Source organism: Pseudomonas sp. RIT-PI-a (genome assembly GCF_001187875.1).
Classification (GTDB): domain Bacteria; phylum Pseudomonadota; class Gammaproteobacteria; order Pseudomonadales; family Pseudomonadaceae; genus Aquipseudomonas; species Aquipseudomonas coleopterorum.
In genome coordinates, this window is the sequence record NZ_LGIR01000012.1 from 88,423 (window position 1) to 109,139 (window position 20,717).

General features: G+C 63.1%; 15 protein-coding genes. 3 read left to right on the top strand and 12 right to left on the bottom strand.

Annotation, left to right across the window (positions count from 1 at the left end; genetic code table 11):
- Positions 1–5: 5 nt before the first annotated feature.
- The 5 genes from AC788_RS06785 to puuE all read right to left on the bottom strand — a co-directional run bounded on the left by AC788_RS06785 (position 6) and on the right by puuE (position 4,183).
- Positions 6–794, bottom strand: a complete 789-nt coding sequence (locus tag AC788_RS06785) for an outer membrane protein OmpK (protein ID WP_049859908.1) — start codon at positions 792–794, stop codon at positions 6–8.
- Between the two features lie 353 nt (positions 795–1,147).
- The gene (locus AC788_RS06790) at positions 1,148–1,651 is read right to left on the bottom strand and encodes an ureidoglycolate lyase (protein WP_049859909.1); all 504 of its coding nucleotides are present in this window, start codon (positions 1,649–1,651) and stop codon (positions 1,148–1,150) included.
- A 24-nt stretch (positions 1,652–1,675) separates the two neighbouring features.
- Positions 1,676–2,671 (bottom strand): allantoicase, encoded by a 996-nt coding sequence (gene alc, locus AC788_RS06795; protein ID WP_049859910.1) that lies wholly within the window; start codon positions 2,669–2,671, stop codon positions 1,676–1,678.
- 76 nt (positions 2,672–2,747) lie between these two features.
- Positions 2,748–3,263, bottom strand: a complete 516-nt coding sequence (gene uraD / locus AC788_RS06800) for a 2-oxo-4-hydroxy-4-carboxy-5-ureidoimidazoline decarboxylase (RefSeq protein WP_049859911.1) — start codon at positions 3,261–3,263, stop codon at positions 2,748–2,750.
- Positions 3,260–4,183, bottom strand: a complete 924-nt coding sequence (gene puuE / locus AC788_RS06805; RefSeq protein ID WP_049859912.1) for an allantoinase PuuE — start codon at positions 4,181–4,183, stop codon at positions 3,260–3,262. Before puuE ends, uraD begins: the two co-directional genes overlap by 4 nt.
- Positions 4,184–4,508: 325 nt before the next feature.
- Between puuE and uraH the strand changes: the two genes are divergently transcribed.
- Positions 4,509–4,862 (top strand): hydroxyisourate hydrolase, encoded by a 354-nt coding sequence (uraH, locus tag AC788_RS06810; RefSeq protein WP_049859913.1) that lies wholly within the window; start codon positions 4,509–4,511, stop codon positions 4,860–4,862.
- A 5-nt stretch (positions 4,863–4,867) separates the two neighbouring features.
- On the opposite strand, the gene ligD is transcribed toward uraH, so the two are convergent.
- Positions 4,868–7,474, bottom strand: coding sequence for a DNA ligase D (gene ligD / locus AC788_RS06815; protein ID WP_049859914.1), 2,607 nt, complete (start codon positions 7,472–7,474; stop codon positions 4,868–4,870).
- A gap of 33 nt (positions 7,475–7,507) precedes the next feature.
- Entirely contained in the window at positions 7,508–9,655 is a 2,148-nt protein-coding gene (gene egtB / locus AC788_RS06820) for an ergothioneine biosynthesis protein EgtB (RefSeq protein WP_049859915.1), read from the bottom strand.
- A 559-nt stretch (positions 9,656–10,214) separates the two neighbouring features.
- On the opposite strand from egtB, the gene AC788_RS06825 reads away from it, so the two are divergent.
- Complete coding sequence (locus tag AC788_RS06825) at positions 10,215–11,099, top strand: LysR family transcriptional regulator (protein ID WP_049859916.1); 885 nt, start codon at positions 10,215–10,217, stop codon at positions 11,097–11,099.
- A gap of 206 nt (positions 11,100–11,305) precedes the next feature.
- On the opposite strand, the gene AC788_RS06830 is transcribed toward AC788_RS06825, so the two are convergent.
- The 4 genes from AC788_RS06830 to mexE form a co-directional block, all read right to left on the bottom strand.
- Entirely contained in the window at positions 11,306–11,875 is a 570-nt protein-coding gene (locus AC788_RS06830; protein ID WP_049859917.1) for a GNAT family N-acetyltransferase, read from the bottom strand.
- Between the two features lie 140 nt (positions 11,876–12,015).
- Complete coding sequence (locus AC788_RS06835) at positions 12,016–13,428, bottom strand: efflux transporter outer membrane subunit (RefSeq protein WP_049859918.1); 1,413 nt, start codon at positions 13,426–13,428, stop codon at positions 12,016–12,018.
- A complete protein-coding gene (locus tag AC788_RS06840) occupies positions 13,425–16,604 on the bottom strand; it encodes an efflux RND transporter permease subunit (RefSeq protein ID WP_049859919.1) in 3,180 nt (1,059 codons plus the stop codon). Before AC788_RS06840 ends, AC788_RS06835 begins: the two co-directional genes overlap by 4 nt.
- Before the next feature lie 12 nt (positions 16,605–16,616).
- The gene (mexE, locus tag AC788_RS06845) at positions 16,617–17,846 is read right to left on the bottom strand and encodes a multidrug efflux RND transporter periplasmic adaptor subunit MexE (RefSeq protein ID WP_049859920.1); all 1,230 of its coding nucleotides are present in this window, start codon (positions 17,844–17,846) and stop codon (positions 16,617–16,619) included.
- 370 nt (positions 17,847–18,216) lie between these two features.
- Here mexE and AC788_RS06850 point away from each other — a divergent pair, with 370 nt between their 5' ends.
- Entirely contained in the window at positions 18,217–19,773 is a 1,557-nt protein-coding gene (locus AC788_RS06850; RefSeq protein ID WP_049859921.1) for a TerC family protein, read from the top strand.
- A 7-nt stretch (positions 19,774–19,780) separates the two neighbouring features.
- On the opposite strand, the gene rarD is transcribed toward AC788_RS06850, so the two are convergent.
- Positions 19,781–20,665 (bottom strand): EamA family transporter RarD, encoded by an 885-nt coding sequence (rarD, locus tag AC788_RS06855; RefSeq protein ID WP_049859922.1) that lies wholly within the window; start codon positions 20,663–20,665, stop codon positions 19,781–19,783.
- Positions 20,666–20,717: the final 52 nt, after the last annotated feature.

Here is a 20,717-nt window from a genome sequence, read left to right on the forward strand (position 1 = left end):
CCCGATCAGAAGAACACTTTCACCAACAAACTCGCCGTATTCTGATTGGTATCGAAATAACGACTGTCCTTGATCCCATACTTGTTGTCCCAATAATCGTATTCAAACCCCACATACACTTGCTGCGCGCCTTGACCCAAGGCTTTGCCCAAGTCGTATTTGACCTGCGGGTTGAAATGCAGATTGGCGTGGTACTCGCCATGCTTGTTCGAATCGTTGCCCACCACCCAGTCGGCAAAGCCGTCGATGAGAATGTCCGAACGACCGACCGGCAGGGTATAGGACCACACCGGTGTGATCTGCCAGACATTGTCCCCGGCGCGGCTGCCTTCGGTTTGACGGTTATAGAAATTCAACTGGAAATAATCGAACCCCGGCAGATCCAGGTCGACGGCCGGACCGATCAGATATGACTCGTTATCCCCTTCGCCAAACTCATAGGTCATGGCCAACAGCACATCCTTGATCGGACCGAAGCGGAACGTGCGATCGAAGATCTTGTTCATCGACAGGCGCGGGCTGAACTCACCGTAATAGGTGTTGTTGCCGTTGGTACCATCGGCTTCGCCATTGTAGAAAATCTTGTCGACGAACAGAAAGTTGTCCCCATACTTCCAGGCATCGGCATGTTCGTAGGTCACGGTCTGCTGGTGGCTGGGGTTGACGGTGTAGTCCTTGCCCACCAGGTAGGTCAGGCTGTTGCTCTGCCACTGCAGCCAGTCGCCAGCGGCCATCGCGGTGCCGGCATGGGCCAGGCCGGCAGCCAGAAACAGGCTCGGTAGTGTGGTTTTCATTCAATCGCTCTCAGGTCAAATAAGTGTGGTAGTTGTGTGGGCACTCTAGTGGCGCCTCTTTTGTTGTCCCGAAGGTCAACTTGTAGTTGCCGCCGAACGCGCGCAACGCGTCCGCGGACCGGTCATCCGAGTTAGCCAGTTTTCGTCCGGGCGGATAGATTCGTCAGTGTTCAGTGATGCAGCAACTAACGCGGTTCAGCCACTTCGCACGCCGCGCCTTCCAGCGGCGGCGCAGGGTAGGGGTTTGCGTAGCCACTGGCAAGCCGCATTGGTTTTATGTTTTCAGTCTTGATCAGGGCAACTAAGCCAGCCGTCCTTATAATGGTTAGGCGCCCTATGCCATGCCCCGGAAGTTACAACGACGGGTCGAGCGACAATAAGTCGCACGCCTCGAAGAAGAACTCGTCGCAATTGTTGCCCGGACCTTTGCGATCCACGATGAGAAAGTCATCCTGATCGTGCAGTGCCAACACCGGATGATGCCAGACACCCTTGTGGTAATTGATGCCCTGACGACCATCGCTGATGAACGCGCGCACGTCTTCGCTGCGCGGGACGGCGCCGGCCGGTGCGACCACGATCAGAAAGGCGTTACCCAACAACGGAATGAACGCCTGACTGCCCAGTGGATGACGTTCGAGCATGCGTACGGTGAGCGGCATCGGCAAGGTGCGGGCGCGGAATATGCTGATCACGGCCTGATCCTGCTCGGTGCCCAACTGCACGTCCGCCAGGCGATCGAAGCGTTGGGTCGAACCGTTGTTAATCAGGAAGTGTGCGCTGCCCTCGGTTTCGATCACGTCGCCAAACGGGGCAAACGCGGCCTTGGTCAAGGGTTCGATCGGTAATGTACGCATGCTGGGTCCTATTATGAAGTGATGCTATCGGGCCAGAGTGCCCAGCACTCGCAGTCGGCTCACACCGCCGTCGGGGAAGACGTTGAGCCGGATGTGGGTGATCGGCCCCAGTGCCTTGATCTGCTCCGCGAAGCTATGCTCCTGGTGCATCTGCAGCTTCTGGCTGGGCAGCAGTTCACGCCAGAACAGGCTTTGGGTCTCGATCTGGCTGTCGGTCCCGCCCTTGACGAACGCACCCTGGATCGAACAGCTGTCCGGGTAGTTACCCTTGAAATGCAGGGTGTCGACGATCACCTGCTGCACCACGCCAGGATGCCCCAGGGCCACGATGACCCAGTCGTTGCCGGGCGTACGTCGCCGAGCGGTTTCCCAGCCGTCGCCCATGTTGATGCCACGGCCGGGATTGAGCAGGTTGCTCATGCTGCCGTAGTGTTCGTCCGAGCAGGCCAGCGCGCGTCCACCGTTGAGGGCGCTGGCGAGGTCGATCTGCTCCTCGTCGCTGGTGCTCGACCAGCTGCGGAACGGCACGCCATACACGCGCAGGCGGGCCACACCGCCGTCCGGGTAGATGTTGAAGCGCAGATGGCTGAACGCGCTGTCGTTGTCGATGCTGTGGTAGTGATGGCTATTGCCCTGCAGCTCGACCGCACTGAGGATTTCGACCCACGGAGTCTGATCGTCGGGTTCGCCTTCGCTGATGAAGCAGCCTTCCAGCGACGCCGAAGGAGGAAAGTTGCCGGTGAAGAACGAGGTGTCGATGTCCACGCCCTTGATCGAGCCTGGCGCGCCGAGGCGGATCACTGCAGTGTCATAGCCTTCGAAGCGCTTGCGCCGCGATTCCCAGCCGTCCATCCACTTGCCGTTGTCGTCGAAGACGCCTTCCTTCCACACCGCCGGGGTGGGCTGGAACAGCCGGTTGACGTCGGCGAACCAATCGTCGGTCACTGAAATGGCCCGGGTACCGAGGCGGGCATCGGCCAGGTTGACGTACTTCTGGAACGGTGCGGCGTAGGCTTTCATGAATACGGATCTGCCTTGAACGAGGGTTGATGAACAGTCGGTCCGTCACCGCGGGTGCGGCGGCGGGGCTATGGGGTTAAAGGGCTTGCAGGCGAAACAGGGCAATCTTGTCGATCTCGCGCAGGGCGCAGGCGAATTCGTCTTCGGGGGAATGATCGATCCGCGTTTCGAACGCCGCCAGTATCTGCCGTCGATCGCTGCCCTTGACCGCCATGATGAAAGGGAAACCAAAGCGGGCCCGATACGCATCGTTGAGCCGGGTAAAGCGCTGGAACTCGTCGGGCGTGCACTGGCTGATGCCGGCGCCGGCCTGCTCCTGAGTACTCGCTGCGGTGAGCTCACCCTGCACTGCGGCCTTGCCGGCCAGGTCGGGGTGGGCATTGATCAATGCCAGCAGGGTGGTGCGGTCGGCGTCGGCCACCACCTGGCTCATGCAGGCATGCACCGCCTCGATGTCATCGCGCTGTTGCGGCGACAGTCGCTCGAATGCCTGTTCGGCCACCCACGGCGAGTGCTCGTAGATGTCGCCCAGCGCTGCGACGAACTCGGCGCGGTTGAGTTGGGAAGGCTGCAGGGTACGAAAGTGGCTCATGGGCGCGGGCTGCCTGGGAAAGGATGAACCTGCTGCCAGTGCCTGGCGATATCGACCCGGCGCGCGAACCAGACCTGCTCGTGGCCCTGGACGTAGTCGATGAAACGCTTGAGCGACGCCAGACGTCCGGGTCGGCCGATGAGTCGGCAATGCAGGCCGATGGAAAGCATCTTGGGTGCCTCCGCGCCTTCGGCGTACAGCACGTCGAACGCGTCCTTGAGGTAGTCGAAGAAATCGTCGCCCTTGTTGAAGCCCTGCACCTGGGTGAAGCGCATGTCGTTGGTGTCCAGGGTGTAGGGGATCACCAGGTGGGGGCGATCCGCGCCGGGTTGCCAGTAGGGCAGGTCATCGTCGTAGGCGTCGCTGTCGTAGAGGAAGCCGCCTTCCTCCATCACCAGGCGACGGGTGTTGGGCCCGGTGCGTCCGGTGTACCAGCCCAGCGGCCGCTGGCCGGTGATGTCGGTGAGGATGCGGATGGCGTCGAGCAGGTGCTCGCGTTCCACCGCTTCATCGACGTTCTGATAGTCGATCCAGCGGTAGCCATGGCTGCAGATTTCGTGGCCGTCGGCGACCATGGCGCGGATCGCCTCGGGGTGTCGCTGCGCGGCCATGGCCACCGCGAAGACCGTCAAGGGGATCCCGGCTTGGCGAAACAGCCTGAGAATGCGCCACACGCCAGCACGGCTGCCGTACTCGTACAGCGATTCCATGCTCATGTTGCGCTGGCCCTGCAACGGCTGCGCCGCAACCATCTCCGACAGGAAAGCCTCGGACTCGCTGTCGCCGTGCAGCACGTTGCGCTCGCCGCCTTCTTCATAGTTGAGGACGAACGACACGGCGATACGGGCATTGCCCGGCCAGTGCGGATGGGGCGGTTGGTCACCGTAGCCGATCAGGTCGCGGGGGTAGTCGAGGCTCACCGAAGATTTCCTTTTATACGTGGCAGAACGCGCTCGAAAAGGCGCAATGGAAGGGCGTTTTCGGGCTTGAATCGATTGTATACAACGGCATGGACAATTTGTAAGCTCGGGTCTCGGTCCTTTGGATGGCCGTATCCTTGCAAACGCGATGATGCAGGCGCTTGCAAAGAACCTGCCCAATCGGTCAGCAATCTGCATCGACGCGTGTTTTGCGGCTTTTGTTTTTGCAAGGTGTCAGGTGCCACGCCCCATTGCGGCGCGTACCGCACGCTTGCGCTCCACCACGGTGCGCCGTTGGCGCGCCCCTGAACAGGTGAAATCAACCATGGGACGCTTGACCACACACGTTTTGGACGCCGCACATGGGTGTCCCGGTAACGGCATTCGAGTGCGTCTGTACCGCGTCGACAGCGAACAGCTGGAACTGCTGGTAACGGCCGTGACCAATTCCGACGGGCGTTGCGATGTGCCGCTGCTGGAAGGTGAGCACTACCGTTCGGGTGTGTATCAGCTGCACTTCGGTGCAGGTGACTACTATCGCAGCCGCGGTACCGTCACCACGGCGCCGGCGTTTCTCGACGAAATCGTCCTGCGGTTCGGCATCGATGCAACTCAGGAGCACTACCATGTGCCCCTGTTGCTGTCACCGTACAGCTACTCCACCTACCGCGGCAGTTGATGGGTTCATTTGAGCCCAAGCTTCTTGCGCATAGCGACGGTGATGCTTTGGCGGGTGCTGAAGAAATCTGCCCAGGGATCGTCTTCAAGCTCTGCCAGGCGTTCGAGTACGCTGTCGATGTCCCACTGGTCGCCGCCCTTGATCTGCGCCACTTCCTCCCGGGTGACCGGCACCGAGACCGGCAACCCATCCCGCGCTCGCGCCGCATAGGCGCAGGCGGTGGTTGCGCCCAGACCGTTGCGCAGGTAATCGATGAAAATCCGGCCGACCCGGTTTTTCGGGCCGGAGACGGCCGTGAAGCGTTCCGGCATCAGTTTGGCCATGTGTTCCACCACGGCGCGGCTGAATGCCTTGACCTCATCCCAGCCCAGCTTGCGCGTGATCGGTACCACCACATGCATGCCCTTGCCACCACTGGTCTTGAGGAACGATGCAAGGCCCAGTTCGTCGAGCAGGGTCTGAGTCAGTTGAGTGGCTTCGACCATGCTTTTCCAGGGCAAGCTAGGGTCCGGGTCCAGGTCGAGTACGAAGCGGTCGGGATGTTCGAAATCCTTCGCGGTCGCGTTCCAGGTGTGCAGTTCCACGGTGCCCATCTGCACCGCGCCCAGCAGTGCCTGACCATCGTTGATGACCATCGCGGCCTGACCCGCCTCGTCCTTGTCGAAGGTGAGAATGTGCGGGATCGCCAGGTGGCCGGCGTGCTTCTGGAAGAACAGCTCGCCACCCACGCCGTCGGGTGCCCGCACCAACGCCACGGGGCGTTGCTTGAGGTGTGGCAGCAACCAGGGAGCGATGCGCCCGTAGTATTCGGCCAGCTGCATCTTGGTGGTGCCGCTGGTGGCATCGATGACCCGCTCGGGGTGCGTGATGCGCACCTGCCCGACCAGGTCGGCGTCGTCGGCCTTGGTGGCTGCCTTGCGCGGCTTCCGTTCTGACTTGCTTGCCGATTTGGCGGACGTACCGGATTTGGCCGCTGGCATTTCGGGGGTGATCTCCTTGGCGGGCTTTTCAGTGCGCAAGCCATGGAAAACGGCGTGGCGGACGGCGCCGTCGCGGGTCATTTCGGCGTAGGCCACTTCCGCCAAGAGCGTAGGCTTGAGCCAATGCACGCCACGGGCCTGAGCGCCGGTGGGAGGATTGGCGAGCGCCGGGCGGGCGGTCTCCAACCCCTGCAACTGCGCGAGCAGGGTGCGCAAGGTGGTTTCGCTGAAGCCGGTACCGACCTTGCCGGCGAATCGCAATTCGCCACTCTCCGCATCGTGCAAGCCCAGCAACAGGGCGCCGAACGCGCTGCGGCTGCCCTTGGGCTCGGTGTAGCCGACGATGACGAACTCCTGGCGGCGCTTGCACTTGAGCTTGATCCAGTCGCTGCTGCGCCGCGACACATAAGGGCTGCCGACACGCTTGCCGATCAGGCCTTCCATATCCATCTGGCAAGCGCTTTCGAGCAACGAGTCAGCCGATCCGGCAAGGTCGTCGGAGCACTTCAGCGCGTCGTCCGTGTTGGTTTCCAGCACCTTGGCCAAGGCACTGCGACGCTGCTCCAAGGGCACGGCGCGCAGGTCCATACCGTTGAGGTAGGGCAGGTCGAACAGGTAGAAAACGATGTCGCCGCTGTGCTCGTTCTCGAATGCGTTCTGCAAGGCCTGGAAGTCCGGCACCCCGTGCTCGTTGGCCACCACCACTTCGCCATCCAGCCACGCCGACTGCAAGCCCAGGGCAGCGAGCGCCTTGGCCTGGCGCGGCATCTTCGCTGTCCAGTCGTGGCCGTTGCGGGTGAAGAGGTTGATCTGATCGCCGTCGATGCGAGCGACGATGCGGTAGCCGTCGAACTTGATCTCGTAGCGCCAGTCGCCTTCGGGTGCAGAGTCCACCAGTGTGGCCAATTCGGGCTTGAGACTGGCGGGCAAGGCGGCCGCCTTGGCACCTTCCAGCTGGATGGCTTTGCTTTTGGAGCTTTTGGAGCTTTTGGAGCTTTTGGACGTCGCTTTGGCCGCAGGTGTGGTCGCCGGTTTCTCGGCGGCTTTGGTGGTGCGCTTGCGCGGCACCAGGGTGCGTTCGCTGATGACGCTGTCGGGTTCGGCGACGAGCACGTCGTACTCGGCCAACGGGCGTGCCGCAGCGTCCTTGGATTTGATCAGAAACCACTGCTCGCGTTTGCCAGGCATGTGGGTCTTGACCAGATTCCAGGTGCCGCCCAGCTTCTCGCCCTGCAGGACGAACTTGAGCTTGCCGTTCTCATAGGCCTGGCGGGGATCGCCTTCGGGAATCCATGTGCCGCGGTCCCAAACGATCACGTCACCGGCGCCGTAGTGCCCGTCGGGAATGTTGCCCTCGAAGCTGGCATAGTCCAGCGGATGATCTTCGACATGCACCGCCAGGCGCCGAGCCTTGGGGTCCAGTGACGGTCCCTTGGGCACTGCCCAGCTCTTGAGGGTGCCGTCCAGTTCCAGGCGGAAGTCGTAGTGCAGGTGGCTGGCATCGTGTTTCTGAATGCAGAACTGCAATGCCCGCGCCGCCTTGCCGGGTTTGCCACTGCGCCCGGTGCCGGAAGGCTCTGGGGTGGCGTCGAAGTCACGCTTGCGGTTGTACTCCTCCAGAGCCTTGGTCATGGTGTTCCTCACTCATGATGCGCTGCCGATGGGTCAGCGCAGGCAGAACAGCGCGACCTGCGGGGCTTCGCCTATCCACTGATGGCTGACGTCCCAGCCGGCCGCAGCCGCCAGTTCGGTGAAGGACTGCACGGTGAACTTGTGCGAGTTCTCGGTGTGCAGCCGTTCTCCGGGTTTGAACGCGAAGGTGCGACCGGCCACCCGGACCTGTTGGGCTTTCTGGCTGACCAGGTGCATTTCGATCCGCTCGTACTCGGGGTTCCACAGCGCCAGGTGGTCGAATGCCGCCTCGTCGAAATCGCCGTCGAGTTCGCGGTTCATGCGCGTCAGCAGGTTCTTGTTGAAGCGTGCGGTGACCCCGGCCGCGTCGTCATAGGCGGCTTCCAGGGTGGCTGCCTCCTTGACCATGTCCACGCCGATGATGAAGCACGCATCGGGGCCCAGCAGCTCGCGCGCCGAACGCAGGAAGCGTACGGCCTGCGGACGGGTGAAATTGCCCAGCGTCGAGCCTGGAAAGAAGCCCACGCGCGGATGACCCTGGGTCTCGGCCGGCAGGTGCAGGGCACGGGTAAAATCGTCCACCAGCGGCGCAATGCGCAGGGCAGGGTAGCGTTGGCGCAACCGGGCGCTCGCGCTTTCCAGCGCATTGCTGCAGATGTCGATGGGCACGTACAGCGCAATCTGCGGCACCGCATCCAGCAACAGACGCACCTTGTCGCAGGCGCCGGCGCCGAACTCCACCAGCGCCGCATCGTCGGCGACCCACTCGGCCAACTGCGGCCCGATCTCGGTCAGCAGCGCCGTTTCGGCGCGGGTCGGGTAGTACTCGGGCAGGGTGCAGATGGCTTCGAACAGCTGCGAGCCTTCGGCATCGTAGAAGTACTTCGGCGAGATGGATTTCTGCGCTGCCGACAGTCCGGTGATCACATCGCGGGCGAACTCATCGCTGCCGTCGTTGCGGGTGCTGTAGGGCGACACGTCGCGCGCCAGACGCACGCCGGAAAACATCCAGCGACAGCCAGGGCCGAAGAAGTTGCGGTAGGTGGGGCGGGTGTGTCCGACCGGGGGGATACTGGCGCCGCCACGCAACACCATCTGGTTGATCATGAACTTGCCGTTGTATTCACCGACCGCGCTGACCGCAGGCTGAAAGCCGGGGTAGGCACTGTAGGCGCTCTGCGTCCACTGCCAGGCTACATCGTCGAGTTGCTGCAGTTGTCCGCTGCCAGCGGCGATTTCCCATTCCGCTTCGGTGGGCAGGCGTGCGCCGGCCCATTGCGCGAAGGCAGCCGCTTCGTAGTAGCTGATGTGCACCACGGGTGCGTCGAGTTGCAGCGGTTGCAGCCCGCGCAGGCTCATCTCGTGCCAGGCACCGGCGCGGTCCTGCTGCCAATAGAACGGGGCATACCAGCCTTCGGCCTGAACCGTGGCCCAACCGTCGGCCAGCCACAGGCCGGCCTGGGTGTAGCCGCCGGCTTCGATGAATTCCAGCCATTCACCGTTGGTGACCAGACGGTCGGCGATTTCGAAGGCTTGGGCGAACACTTTGTGGCGTGGGCCTTCGTTGTCGAAGGCGAAGCCGTGACCGTCATGGCCGATCTCGACCAGACCGCCGGCCTGGCCCATGAAGCGGCCCCGACGACCGGCCATGTCGGCTGGCCAGGCCGGGTCGTACGCCGGCTTGAGCGCCGAGACGCTGAACAGGTGCAGGATGTCCATCAGCAACAGCTCTTGATGCTGTTGCTCGTGGGACAGACCCAATTCGATGAGCGATTGGGCTTCAGTGTCCAGATCGCCGCTGAGCAGGACTTCCATGTGCCGATCGACATGCGCGCGATAGGCCAGCACGCGGTCCAGTCCCGGACGCGTCATCAAACCGCGCTGAGGACGCGGCTGGCGCGGGCCGACTGCTTCGTAATAGGAATTGAAGAGGTAGCAGAAATCCGGGTCGAACGGCGTGTAGTGCGGCGCTTGCTCAGCGAGCAGGAAGGTTTCGAAGAACCAACTGGTGTGAGCCAGGTGCCATTTGGCCGGGCTCGCGTCGGGCATCGACTGCGCGCCCATGTCTTCGGCGCTGAGCGGACTGGCCAGGTGTTCGCTGTGGCGGCGTACCTGTTGGAAGCGCTGCAGCAGGTCGTGCGTAGGGGTAACAGGCACGGCCTGCCGGGAAAGACTGTTCATCAAGAGGCTGCTCCGACGGCTCCGTCGAGGGTGACGGTGGGAAACGGGGGCAGAAGCGCTTTTCTATCGCTTTCCGCACGACCGACGGTGGGCTTCAGCGCCGGACTAAAGGGTGTGACTGTGCAACCGGGAGCAGGTTCGCCCGCTGATCGAAATCCTTGCGCCTGATGCGCCGTTTCATCCTTTATCTGGCTCGTTTTTCCAGGCCCACCGCGGTGCCCGCCGACGCGGCTCGCGCCGCTGCTACAGGGTTTCTTGCAGTGTTCCGGGGACGCGGATGGCTGTGGTGCCGATGCGGCGTGCCCGAACGCGGATGGCGTTGGTGCCGATGCGGCGTGCCCGGACGCGGGTTGCGGTGGTGCCAATGCGGTGTGCCCAAACGCGGATTGCCATCGTTCCAATGGGGTGTGCTTGGATGCGGATTGCCACTGTGCCACTGCGATGTTCCCACAGGCGCAATGCGGTCCCTGTAGCAGCGGCGCGAGCCGCGTCCGGGACGCACCGCGGTTGTATGGGCGCTACGCCTGACCCACAATGCATTGTCAACCGAGGAGTGACGATGAACGCGTTCGAAGACATGCGGCTTTTCGTTCAGGTGCTGGACTCGCGCAGCTTCACGGCCGCCGCCGAGCAATTGGGGGTTTCCAAGCAATACATCAGTCGCCGCTTGATGCAGCTGGAAAACCGCCTGGGCGCACGTCTGCTCAATCGCTCCACTCGGCGCCTAGACGTCACGGCCCTGGGCCAGAGCTATTACGACTCTGCCGTGCGTCTGCTGGCTGAAGTGCAACAGGTCGAACAGGGCATCGCTGGCCAGGCCGCCGAACCCCGCGGCACATTGCGGGTGAGTGCGCCACTGTCCTTCGCCATGGCGCAATTGAGCGCGCTCATGCCTCGATTCCTGCAACGCTACCCTCAGGTCCAAGTCGAAATCGACCTCAGCGATCGCCCCGTCGACCTGCTCGGCGAAGGCTACGATCTGGTCCTGCGCATTGGCACGCTGGAAGACTCGTCGCTGATCGCCCGGCGCATCGCTTCCATCGCCCGCGTGTACTGCGCAAGCCCGGACTATCTGGCCGCGCGCGGCATACCCACCACGCCTCAGGAACTCACAACCCACGACTGTCTGCCCTACGGCCACGCGCGCCAGGTGCAATGGCGCTTCGAAATGGGGGGCAAGCCACTGGTGATCGGTGTGAGCGGGCGCATGCGCGCCAACAACGGCGAATTACTGTGCGAGGCAGCGGTGGCCGGCATGGGAATCGCCTACCTGCCCCGATTCATCGTTCAACACGCACTGGCATCAGGGCAACTGCAAACCGTACTGGATGAGTTCGTCACCGAGCCTTTGGCGCTCTCGGCCGTGTATCCGCAGCATCGGCAAAAGTCACGACCGGTGCAGGTCCTGGTCGACTTCCTGCGCGAACATCTGAGCAATCTCTGAGCATGGCCCGCCGAGTGCGAGCAGCACTCAAACGTGGCTCAGCGCAATTCCGAACGAAACGACGATCATGCAGCACAGGGTCAAGTTGATATTCATCGGTACAAATCCTAGGGGAAATAATGGGACCTATAGTGCTGATCCCGCCCCCTCAGGAAAAATTCCGTTTTTCGATAGCGATCATCGACTTCCGTGATGCAAGTAACGATTCAGCTTCTGCGCCGCGGCCGGGACACCACCGACTCGATGTTCTTGCGCCCGATCAATCGAGTCGGCGCTGCGGGCTCTTCGGCCAGCCACTTGTACATCACCAGGCAATCGACCAGCCCCAGGTGAGCATGCCGATAGGCGCGCGGCAGGCGCCCCACGGTCTCGAAACCCAGCTTGTGCCACAAGGCCACCGCCACTTCGTTACTGGCCACCACCGAATTGAACTGCATGGCCAGAAAACCGCTGTCGCGCGCCACCTGCTGCGAGTGCTCGCACATCAGCCGCGCCACGCCTCGACCGCGCGCCGCTTCGCTGACCATGTAGCCGCAGTTGCACACGTGGTTGCCGGGACCCGCCGCGTTGGCCTTGAGGTAGTAACTGCCGAGCAACTGACCCTGTTCATCTTCGGCAACGAAAGTGTGCAGGGGCACCTTCAACCAGGTGTGTTCGGCGGCTTCGCGGTCCATGGCCGGATCGTAGGCGTACGTCTGCTGGCCCTGAACCACCGCGTCGAAGGTGGGCCAGAAACGGTCGAAATCGGAAGAGGTCATGGGGCGAATGGTGATCATGGGGCGCTCGCTGCGGATCGGGATCGGCTGCCGAAGACGGTCGCCTGGCACGCACGCCCGGCAACCGCCCCGTGAGACCGGGACGGCGCCTATCCTATCATTCGCCGCAGGCTTTGCAGCCGCAGGGCTGGCGCTGATGGCTACCGCTGTGCCAGCGTATCGGGCTGCCAGCCGCCGCCCAGCGCCTTGTAGATCGCAACGATGCCGCGATACAACTCGGTTTCACCCTGGGCCTGGGCGTCTTCGGCGCTCAAGCGTTCACGCTCGGCGTCGAGCAGCACCAGGTAATCCGCCGTGCCCTCGCGGTACTGGATCGAGGCCAGCGCTGCCGCCGCGCGACTCGACTCGCTCTGGCGCATCAAGGCCTGCACGCGCTGCTGGCGTTTGCCGTAGTCACTGAAGGCATTTTCCGACTCTTCCAGCGCCAGCAACACATCCTGTTCATAGCTGGCCAGCGCGCCTTCGGCATCGGCGTTGGCTGCACGGATCTGCGCCCGCACGCTGCCCAGGTCGAACGCGGCCCAAGTGATGCTTGGCCCCAGTCCCCAGGCATTGGCGGCGGACGAGCCGATCTGCGAACCGCGGGCCGCCGTAAAGCCCAGGAAACCGCTGAGGCTGACCCGGGGGAACAGATCGGCCGTGGCCACGCCGATCTGCGCGGTGGAGGCGGCCAGTCGCCGTTCGGCACTGCGGATGTCCGGCCGGCGTCGTAGCAGCTGAGTCGGATCACCGATCGGCAAAGCCTTGGCAATGGCCGGCAACTGCGCCGGGCTCAGTTCCACACTCAATTGGTCCGGCCGCTGGCCGAGCAGGGTAGCGATGCGGTTGCGCGCACGCACCTGTTCGGCCTGCAACTGCGGCACGGTCGCTTCGACTGCCGCGAGCCGCGCGTCGGCCCGCACCACGTCCAGTTGATTGCCCACACCGGCTTCCTGCAGGCTGCGGGTGATACCCCGCGAATCCTGCTGGTTCTTCAGGTTAGCCAGGGCGATCTTCTCGCGCAGTTGCGCGCCCCGCAGTTGCCCGTAGGCATCCACCAGGTCGGCGATCAGGGTGACCTGCAACTGCTGCAGGTCGGCCGCCGCTTCGCCTTGCTGCGCGTCACTGACCTCCAACTGACGCTGGATGCGCCCGAACAGGTCGATTTCCCAGGCCATGTCCAGGCCCAGGTCGTAGCGCTCGGTATTGACCCGGTCGCTGGTCTGGCCGGGAATCTGGCTCTTGCCGATCTCGCTGCTGGCGCGGCTGGTCACCACCGGGAAACGATCGTTTGCCACGTCGTCGCGGATGGCCCGAGCCGCCTTGAGGCGGGCGAAGGCCACCCGCAGCTCACGGTTGCCCTGCAGCGATTCGTTGACCAGGCGATTGAGGGTCGGGTCGTCGAACTGCTGCCACCACACCGCATCGAACGCCTCGGCGCGGTAGTAGCGAGTGTCCTGTGCCGCCGCCACGCTCGCCTGCAGATCCTTCGGCGCGCGATAGTCCGGGCCCACCGCGCAAGCGGCCAGGGCCAGCACCAGCAAGCTGGGCAGTAGGGGTTTCAAATGACTCATGGTTGTACCTCAAGCGTGAGCGCACGATCCGCCTTGCGGGCCTCGCGACGCTCGACATGGCGACGGATCAGCACGAAGAACACCGGTGTCAGCAGCAAGCCGAAGAAGGTCACCCCCAACATGCCGGAGAACACCGCCACGCCCATGGCATGACGCATCTCGGCGCCGGCGCCGGACGACAGTACCAGGGGCACCACGCCCATGATGAAGGCGAACGAAGTCATCAGGATCGGCCGCAGCCGCAAGCGGCACGCTTCCAATACGGCGGCCAGCGGATCCAGGCCTTCCTCCTGTTTGTCCTTGGCGAACTCGACGATCAGAATGGCGTTCTTGCACGCCAGCCCGACCAGCACGATCAAGCCGATCTGGGTGAAGATGTTGTTGTCGCTGCCCGCGATCATCACCCCGGCAATCGCCGAGAGCAGGGTCATGGGCACGATCAGGATCACCGCCAGCGGCAGGCTCCAGCTTTCGTACTGTGCGGCCAGCACCAGGAAGGCCAGCAGCACGCACAGCGGGAACACGAACAGCGCGGTGTTGCCCGCCAGAATCTGCTGGTAGGTCAGCTCGGTCCATTCATAGGCCATGCCGTTGGGCAACTCTTCCTTGAGCAGCTTCTCCACCGCTGCCTGGGCCTGGCCCGAGCTGTAGCCCGGCGCTGCGGCACCGTTGATCTCGGCCGTGACGAAACCGTTGTAATGCATCACCCGGTCCGGGCCGGCGGTGTCGCTGACCTTGATGAAGGTCGCCAGCGGGATCATCTCGCCCCGATCGTTGCGCACCTTGAGCTGGCCGATCTGCTCGGCTTCCAGGCGGAACTGCTGCTCGGCCTGGACGTTGACCTGATAGGTGCGCCCGAAGCGGTTGAAGTCGTTGGCATACAGCGAACCCAGGTACACCTGCAGGGTGTCGAAGATATCGCTGATGGCCACGCCGTGCGTCTTGGCCTTCTCCCGGTCGATCGCTGCATCCACCTGAGGTACGTTCACCGTGTAGCTGGTGAACAGCCCGGCCAGCTCCGGCACGCTGCGACTCTTGGCGATGATGTTCTGGGTCTGCTTGTACAACTCGTCATAGCCCAGGTTGCCGCGGTCTTCGATCTGCAGCCGGAAGCCGCCGATGGTGCCCAGGCCCATCACCGGTGGCGGTGGGAAGATCGCCATGTAGGCGTCCTGGATACCGGCGAACTTGCCGTTGAGCTCGGCGGCGATGGCGTTGGCCGACAGGCTGGCGTCCTTGCGCTGATCGAAGTCCTTGAGCGCGACGAAGACGATGCCGTTGTTGGGGCTGTTGGTGAAGCCGTTGATCGACAGCCCCGGGAAGGCGATGGCGTTCTCCACGCCGGGCTGCTTCAAGGCGATGTCCGACATGCGCTTGATCACATCTTCGGTGCGGTCCAGGCTGGCGGCGTCCGGCAGCTGGGCGAAGGCGACCAGGTACTGCTTGTCCTGCGACGGTACGAAGCCGGTCGGCGTGTTGGCGAAACCGAACCAGGTCAGCACCATGAAGCCTGCGTACAGCAGCATGGCGATACCGCTGCTGCGGATCACCCGCGCGACGGTGCCGACATAGCCATGGCTGGCCTTTTCGAAGAAGCGGTTGAAGGGCCGGAACAGCCAGCCACCCAGCAGCTTGTCGAGGAACCGGGAGAAACGGTCCTTGGGCGCGTCGTGCCCCTTGAGCAGCACCGCCGCCAGTGCCGGCGACAAGGTCAGCGAGTTGAACGCCGAAATGACCGTGGAAATGGCAATGGTCAGGGCGAACTGCTTGTAGAACTGCCCCGTGAGGCCGGAAATGAACGCTGCCGGCACGAACACCGCGCACAGCACCAGGGCCGTGGCGATGATCGGCCCGGTGACCTCGCGCATGGCCCGCTCGGTGGCGGCCACCGGTTCCAGGCCCAGCTCGATGTTACGCTCGACGTTCTCTACCACCACGATGGCGTCGTCCACCACGATGCCGATGGCCAGCACCAGACCGAACAGCGACAGCGCGTTGAGCGAGAAGCCGAACATGTGCATCACCGCAAAGGTGCCGATCAGCGACACCGGTACCGCCACCAGCGGAATGATCGACGCCCGCCAGGTCTGCAGGAACAGGATCACCACCAGCACGACCAGGATCAGCGCTTCGAACAGGGTATGCACCACCGCTTCGATCGAACCGCGCACGAAAATGGTCGGGTCGTAGACGATGCTGTAGTCCATGCCTTCAGGGAACGACTGTTTCAGTTCGGCCATCTTGGCCCGAACCTGATTGGACACGTCGATGGCATTGGAGCCGGGCCGCTGGAAGATCGGCAGGGCCACTGCCGGCTGGTTGTTGAGCAGCGAGCGCAGCGCGTACTGGCTGGAGCCCAGCTCCACCCGGGCGATGTCCTTGAGGCGGGTGATTTCACCGTCGTCGGCGGCGCGCACGACGATGTTCTCGAACTCTTCCTCGGTGACCAGGCGACCCTGGGTGTTGACCGACAGCTGGAAACTGCTGGCATTGGGCGCAGGCGGGGCGCCCAGTTGGCCGGCAGCGACCTGGCGGTTCTGTTCGCGAATGGCGGTGACCACGTCGGTGGCCGTCAGGTTGCGCGACGCGGTCTTGTTCGGGTCCAGCCAGACCCGCAGCGAATAGTCGCCCATGCCGAACAGCTGCACGTCGCCGATGCCGTTGAGCCTGGCCAGTTCGTCCTTGATGTTCAAGGTGGCATAGTTGGACAGGTAGAGCATGTCGTAGCGCTGGTCGGGGGAGGTCAGGTGGACCACCATGGTCAGGTCCGGCGAGGCCTTGTCCACGGTGATGCCGATCCGGGTCACCTCTTCAGGCAGCTTTGGCTGAGTGCGGGTCACACGGTTCTGCACTTGCACCTGGGCGTTGTCCAGGTCGGTGCCCAGAGCGAAGGTCAGGGTCAGGGTCAGCTTGCCGTCGGCGGTGGACTGCGAGGACATGTACAGCATGTTCTCCACACCGGTGATGGCCTGCTCCAGAGGCGCGGCCACCGTTTCACCGATGACCTTGGGGTTGGCACCGGGGAAACTGGCACGCACCACCACGGTCGGTGGCACCACTTCGGGGTACTCGCTGATCGGCAGCTGGAACAGCGAGATGGCGCCGGCGATCAGAATGATCAGCGACAGCACAGCGGCGAAGATCGGCCGCTTGATGAAGAATTGAGAGAAGTTCATCGCAGTGATCCCTTAACCGCGTGGAGTCGAAACGCTGGCAACCTTGACCGGCGTTGCGGGCGTGTTGCTGGCTTCCAGGGCCTGGCGCTGTTCGGCCAGGGCGGCGAGGGTCGCGGGGCTGGCCATCTGGGCAACCTCGGGATCGACCTGGGCACCGGGCCGGACGCGCTGCAGGCCATTGATGACGATGCGGTCACCCTTGTTCAGGCCGCTGCGCACGATGCGCAGGCCTTCCAATTTGGGCCCCAGCTCGATGCTGCGGTAGGCGGCCTTGTTGTCCGGGTCCATCACCAGCACGAATTTCTTGCCAAGATCGGTGCCCACCGCTTCGTCCTTGATCAGCACGGCCGAGTAGGTGGCGCTGCCCACCAGCTTCAGCCGGGCGTACAAACCAGGGGTGAAACTGCCATCCTTGTTGTCGAACACCGCGCGACCGCGGATGGTGCCGGTCTTGGGGTTGACCTGGTTGTCGACGAAATTCATGTGCCCCAGGTGCGGGTTGCCGGGCTCGTTGGAGAGGCCCAGGTAGACCGGGGTGGTCTGGCCACGCTGACCTTGCCGGGCCAGTTGGGTGTACTTGAGGTACACCCGCTCGTCGGCGTCGAAGTAGGCGTACACCTTGTCGGTGGAGACCACACTGGTCAGCGGCGTCACATCGGCGGTGACGATATTGCCGGCGGTGATCTCGGCGCGGCTGACGCGGCCGCTGATCGGCGCTGTCACGCGGGTGAAGCTCAGGTTCAGGCGGGCCAGGTCCAGCTGTGCCTGAATGCCGGCCAGCGCGGCGCGCGATTCCTGCGCGGCGCTGCTGCGGGTTTCGGCCAGCTCGGCGGAGATGGCGTTGCTCGCCTGCAGGCGCTGACCGCGCTGGGCTTCGTTGTCGCTGCGCACGGAATTGGCGCGGGCCTGTTGCAATTGTGCTTCCAGGCGTCGCACTTCGGCCTGGAACGGCCGCGGATCGATCTGGAACAGCAGGTCGCCCTTGTTCACCAGGGCGCCCTCGGTGAAGGCTACCTGGTCAATCTGGCCCGACACGCGTGGACGGATCTCGACGGTTTCCGGCGCTTCCAGGCGTCCGGTGAACTCGTCCCATTCATTGACCGGCTGTTCCAGCACCTGAGCCACGGTGACCTTGGGAGCAGGCGGGGCCTGAGCAACGTCCGGCGTTTTGCCGCAGGCGCTGATCACCATCAGCGCAAGGGCCGCCAACGGGAAACGCAACGGAGTGAGTGACTGGTGCATGTGCAGATCCGCCAAGTGAGTTAAGGGAGCATTAACGATGGGGCGGATGATGCGGCGCGGGCGCGACCATCGACGAATCGAATGGTTCGAAGGTAACTATCAGCGTGAATGATGAACACCGCACCAAGTGCTTGATTTTCAGGTAGATACTAAGCTTGCTATCGATCTCATCGATAGAAGCGCGACGGCGGCTTCGGCGGTGACGGCACAGGTATACAATCTTTGAAATACTTTCCCACTGTAGGAATTTGTTCTGGCAGCGGTAGGATCAGATTCCGAAACTACTCAAGACCTCTATGAACCCCCTCCCGGAACCTTGCAGTCCCGCGCTTCCCGCAACATCCTTCCCCTGCCTGACGAGTAACCTTCCATGGAATGGCTAGCCGACCCCACGGCCTGGCTCGGCCTGGCGACCCTGATCGTCCTGGAACTGGTTCTGGGCATCGACAACCTGGTGTTCATCGCGATTCTCGCCGACAAGCTGCCGCCCCATCAGCGCGATCGCGCGCGGGTGATCGGCCTGTCCCTGGCGTTGATCATGCGTCTGGGCCTGCTGGCCAGTATTTCCTGGATGGTGACCCTGACCGAGCCTTTGTTCGAAGTGTTCGGCAAGACGTTCTCCGGGCGTGACCTGATCATGCTGTTCGGCGGTGTCTTCCTGCTGTTCAAGGCCACCATGGAGTTGCACGAACGGCTCGAAGGGCATGTCGCTCAGCGCGCTGGGGTCAAGACCTACGCACTGTTCTGGCCGATCGTTGCGCAGATCGTCGTGCTCGATGCGGTGTTCTCCCTGGATGCGGTCATCACCGCCGTGGGCATGGTGGATGAACTGTCGATCATGATGATCGCGGTGATCTTCTCCATCGGCCTGATGATCGTCGCCAGCAAGCCGTTGACCCGTTTCGTCAACAGCCACCCGACGGTGATCATGCTGTGCCTGGGCTTCCTGATGATGATCGGCTTCGCGCTGACCGCCGAAGGCCTGGGCTTCCACATTCCCAAGGGCTACCTGTACGCCGCGATCGGTTTCTCGATCCTGATCGAGGTGTTCAACCAGATCGCGCGGGCACGGCGCAAACACAAGCACCAGGACCGACCGATGCGCGAGCGCACCGCCCACGCCGTGTTGCGCCTGCTCGGCGGTCGCCGTCCGGCCAGCGAAGCCATGGACGAGGAAATCGAAGACCTGGTAGGGGAGGAGCCGAGCGAAGCGCTGTTTGACAGACGCGAGCGGGTGATGATCAGCGGGGTACTGAACCTGGCCGAAAAGCCGATCCGCAGCATCATGACCGTGCGTGCCCAGGTCGACTGTCTGGATTTGGACGCGTCGCGGGAAGTCACCGAGCAGACCCTGATGCAGTCGTCCTACTCACGCCTGCCATTGATCGCTCAGGGTCAGGTCGACGAGCCGCTGGGTTTCGTCCACAAGAAAGAGCTGCTCAAGCAACTGCTGGCCGGTGAGGCACCGGACCTGGCCAGCCTGGCGCGCCAGCCGATCAATCTGCTCGAAAGCTTCAGCATTCTCAACGCTTTGGAGCAGATGCGCGCGCAGTCCACGCACATCGCGTTCGTGGTCAACGAGTTCGGTGGGTTCATCGGGATTCTGACCATGACCGACATTCTCGAATCGATCGCAGGCGAGCTGCCCGACGCCAGTGAGGTGCAGGCCCCGGACATCGTCGAGCAGGACGATGGCTATCGCGTCAGCGCCGCACTGGACCTCAGGCAGATCCAGACGCGCATCGGTTTCGATGCGCCGCCGACCAACGACTACCAAACCCTGGCGGGCATGGTCATGAGCCTGCTCGACCGTTTGCCCAAACAAGGCGATACCCTGCAGTGGGAGCAATGGACCCTGACCGTGCTGACGGTCGAGGAGCGTCGGGTCAAGCAGGTGCTCCTGCGCAAGCAGCCAGTAGACGTCTAGCGCGGTATCACACCGCGCGACGCGAGCGGGCCAGATGCTTGGCCCCCTCGAACATCAACACCAGCACCGCCAGCCAGATCGGCAAGTAGGTCAGCCACTGGTCTGGCGCGATGCTCTCGCCCAGCAACAGCGCCACACCCACCAACAACACCGGCTCCACATAGCTGAGCAGTCCGAACAGGCTGAACGGCAGCAGGCGGCTGGCCATCACATAGCAGATCAATGCCGAGGCGCTGATCACCCCCAGAATCGGGATCAGCACGTACAGCAGCGGTCGCGCGTCCATATCCGCCGATGACAGATGCCCTTGCACGATGAACAACAGCGCCGCCGGCAGCATGAGGCACATGTCCGTCCACAACCCGCCCAGGTGATCGTTGCGGCACGCGCGGCGCAGCACGAAATACACCGGGTAGCCGGCTGCCACCAGCAGCGTTTCCCAAGCGAAGCGGCCATGCTGGAACAATTCGTGGCCCACACCACAGGAGGCGCAGAGTACCGCCAGTTTCTGCAGATGCGAGAGCTGTTCGCCATACACCAGACGCCCGGTCAGCACCATGGTCAGCGGCAACAGGAAATACCCCAACGACACTTCCAGGCTGCGCCCGTGCAGCGGCGCCCACAGAAACAGCCACAACTGCACACCCATCAACGCCGAAGTACCGATCGAGCCGAGCAACAGTGCCGGGCGCTGGGCAATGCGACGCCAGACCTTGCCGATCAGCGGCAGATCGCCGCTGAGCCACATGAACAGGGTCACGCAGGGCAGGGTCAGCAGCATGCGCCAGCCGAACATCTCTTCGCCGCTCAGGGGCGCCAGCAACGAGGTATAGAAATACATCACGGCGAACAGGGTCGACGCCGTGACGGATGTGATGATGCCTTTGGACAAGGGAGCCTCGAAACGCAAAAAACCTGACTGAGCCGACAATGATCTCAGGCGG